Origin of the sequence: Catenibacterium sp. AM22-6LB, assembly GCF_003435615.1 — a bacterium.
GTDB classification, from domain to species: Bacteria; Bacillota_I; Bacilli_A; order Erysipelotrichales; family Coprobacillaceae; genus Catenibacterium; species Catenibacterium mitsuoka_A.
The window spans coordinates 1-2,837 of record NZ_QTUM01000099.1 but is presented as its reverse complement, the minus strand read 5'-3'; the positions used below and the strand labels follow the sequence as shown (position 1 = coordinate 2,837).

Sequence of the window (2,837 nt, the reverse complement as noted above, 5' to 3'; positions counted from 1 at the left end):
GTAGAAAATGTCATGCCCCTGTTGACATGACATATAAGCGACTGCCTGTCGCACAAAGAAAAAACACTTTAATCGTGTTTTTCTTCATTTTCTTTTTGACTTTCCTCTTCTGGAATAATAAGTCTCAATAATTCAATTCTGTTTTTATCAATCTTTTCAATAATAAACATACAGCCATCTACATAAACCTTCTGATGAGGGTTGGGTGAACCATTCACATGACCTAAGACAAGACCACCAATAGATTCAAATTCTTCAGAAGCGAATTCTGTACCACAACGGTCATTGACTTCATCTATGTTTAAACTGCCGTCTACTAAATAAACATTCTTAGAGATTTTCTTTACTTCTTCACTATTGTCATCATATTCATCGTCGATTTCACCAACGATTTCTTCAACAATATCTTCTAATGTCACAATACCAGCCATAACACCATATTCATCTAATACAACTGATAAAGACACATGTTCCTTACGCATAGAAGCAAAAACATCTGAAATATGATTAAATTCATAAACGAAGTAAGCATCTCGCATATAATCCTTTACCTGGAAATGTTCATGATTAACAGGCTTCATTAAGATATCCTTGATATGTAATACACCAACAATCTCATCACCCTCTTCTGAAAGAACAGGTAAACGAGAATATTGTGATTCCTGCAATACAGCAACCACTTCATCATAAGTCGCATCATAATCAACTGTAGCCACGTGAATACGTGGTGTCATGATTTCTTTAATATCAGTATCACCAAAATCAAAGATATTATGCATCATTTCTTTTTCTTCATCTTCTAATACACCTTCTTCATGAGACACGTTTACAATTGTTTTTAAGTCTTCTTCAGAAAGTGTAGGCTGTGGATCAATATTACCACCTAATATATGAATTAAGCCATGAGACACTGCAGTTAAGATAACGACAACTGGTGTAAATATAAAATTTATAAATTGAATAAAACGACAGAATCTATAACATAATGCTTCTGCTTTACTTACAGCTAAAGTCTTTGGTGTAATTTCACCAAAAATAAGAATCATTAACGTAACAAACCCTGTTGCAACCGCAACACCTGTTCCTTCATTACCAAATACACTAATTACAAAAGATGTAGTTAATGAAGAAGCTAAAATGTTAACAAGGTTATTGCCTACTAGAATTGTACTTAACAAATGATCTGTATCTTCTAAAAGATTAGAAACAATTAAAGCCTTGGCGTGATGAGGATCTTCTTCATCCTCACTTACAGTCTTTACTCTAATCTTAGAAACAGACATAAATGCAGTTTCTGCACTAGAAAATAAGCCTGACAATCCAATCAATAAAATAAAAATAACAACCATCATTATCTGACTCGAGTCCACGACACTATCATACTCCTTTAATAACTATATTGAGTGCTATATACAAAAGCACAAGTATATTATACATTTTTTATAAGAAACATCAATAAAAATCAAAAAGGAGGAACAAATGTTCCTCCCAATGAATGATTATTATTTAAGTAATGATCTATATAATGCTTCAATATCTTCAACTGAAGTATCTCTTGGGTTACCTGGACGGCAAGCATCAGCATATGCATCCTTAGCTAACTGAGGAATATCTTCTTCCTTAACAACACCCTTAAGAGTCATTTCGATACCAACATCTTCACCTAACTTCTTAACAGCATCTACAGCAGCTTTACGATATTCTTCCTGAGTCATACCATCAACACCTTCAACACCCATTGCCTTAGCGATGTCTTTATACTTTTCACCAGTATATTCAGCATTGTATTCCATAGTTGTTGGAAGTAAGATTGCACAAGCTTTACCATGAGGCATATCATAGTAAGCACTTAATGTATGAGCCATAGAATGGTCAACACCTAAACCTACGTTAGAGAATCCCATACCAGCAACATACTGACCTAAAGCCATACCTTCACGTCCTTCAGCAGTGTTTTCAACAGCACCTCTTAATGAACGAGCGATAATTTCGATAGCTTTAATATGGAACATATCTGAAAGTTCCCAAGCACCTTTAGTAATATAACCTTCAATAGCATGAGTTAAAGCATCCATACCTGTAGCAGCAGTTAATCCTTTTGGCATTGAAGACATCATGTCTGGGTCAACAACAGCAACTACTGGAATATCATGACTATCTACACATACGAATTTACGTTTCTTTTCAACATCAGTGATTACATAGTTGATTGTAACTTCAGCAGCAGTACCTGCAGTAGTAGGAACAGCGATGATTGGAGCACAAGGATTCTTAGTTGGTGCAACACCTTCTAATGAACGTACATCAGCAAATTCAGGGTTTGTAATGATGATACCGATTGCTTTAGATGTATCCATTGAAGATCCACCACCGATAGCTACGATACAGTCAGCGCCTGCTTCTTTGAATGCAGCAACACCAGTCTGTACGTTTTCGATAGTTGGGTTTGGTTTAATGTTGCTGTAAAGAACATATTCAATACCAGCTTCATCTAATAAATCAGTTACTTTCTTAGTAACACCAAACTTTACTAAATCAGGGTCAGAAGCAACAAATGCTTTCTTAAATCCTCTTGCTTTAATTTCTTCAGGAACAGCTTTAATAGCACCTGCTCCATGATAACTTGTTTCATTTAACATGAACTTATACATGATTATCAATCTCCTTTTAATTAACTTTTCTGTCTTCATGTTAACATTGTAAGTGTTATCATTCAAGTGACAGATAAGTGGATTTGTCACTTTGTGAATAATTTTACAAAACTTGTTAATCGAGTAAGAGAAAATAATTAAAATTATTTTCGTCCTCTCACACCACCGGGCAAGCCGTTCGGCACA

Annotated in this window: 2 protein-coding genes; both read right to left on the bottom strand. The window is 34.9% G+C overall.

Annotation, left to right across the window (positions count from 1 at the left end):
- Window positions 1–68 precede the first annotated feature (68 nt).
- Window positions 69–1,352 (bottom strand): HlyC/CorC family transporter, encoded by a 1,284-nt coding sequence (locus DW269_RS12290; protein ID WP_117460287.1) that lies wholly within the window; start codon window positions 1,350–1,352, stop codon window positions 69–71.
- A gap of 150 nt (window positions 1,353–1,502) precedes the next feature.
- Window positions 1,503–2,651, bottom strand: coding sequence for a lactaldehyde reductase (gene fucO, locus DW269_RS12285; protein ID WP_230310160.1), 1,149 nt, complete (start codon window positions 2,649–2,651; stop codon window positions 1,503–1,505).
- Between the last annotated feature and the right edge of the window lie 186 nt (window positions 2,652–2,837).